The organism is Mesorhizobium sp. M00.F.Ca.ET.216.01.1.1 (assembly GCF_004010325.2).
Classification (GTDB): domain Bacteria; phylum Pseudomonadota; class Alphaproteobacteria; order Rhizobiales; family Rhizobiaceae; genus Mesorhizobium.
Genome location: NZ_SADR02000613.1, coordinates 1 through 280 on the forward strand (window position 1 = coordinate 1; position 280 = coordinate 280).

The following is a 280-nucleotide window of genomic DNA, read 5'->3' on the forward strand; positions in this document are numbered from 1 at the left end:
GAGGATCTTAAGCGGCAGGCCGCGGCCTGGTCGGGCCTGATCGGCCTCGATCTCGCCAAGGAGGTCACCTCCGGCCAGTCTTCTGTCTGGCGCGAGACGCCCTGGGTCTGGAACGAGGGCTATGGCGAGCGGGGCGTGCCGTCGATGCATGTCGTGGCCATCGACTATGGCGTCAAGCGCAACATCCTGCGCCTGCTGGCGGGCCTCGGCGCCAAGGTCACCGTCGTGCCGGCCAAGACCGGCGCGGAAGAAATCCTCGCCATGCAGCCTGACGGCATTT

General features: G+C 67.1%; 1 pseudogene. It reads left to right on the plus strand.

The annotated features are described in order from the left end of the window. Window positions 1-280 (plus strand): annotated as a pseudogene (locus tag EN859_RS37650) (carbamoyl phosphate synthase small subunit); the annotation flags it as partial.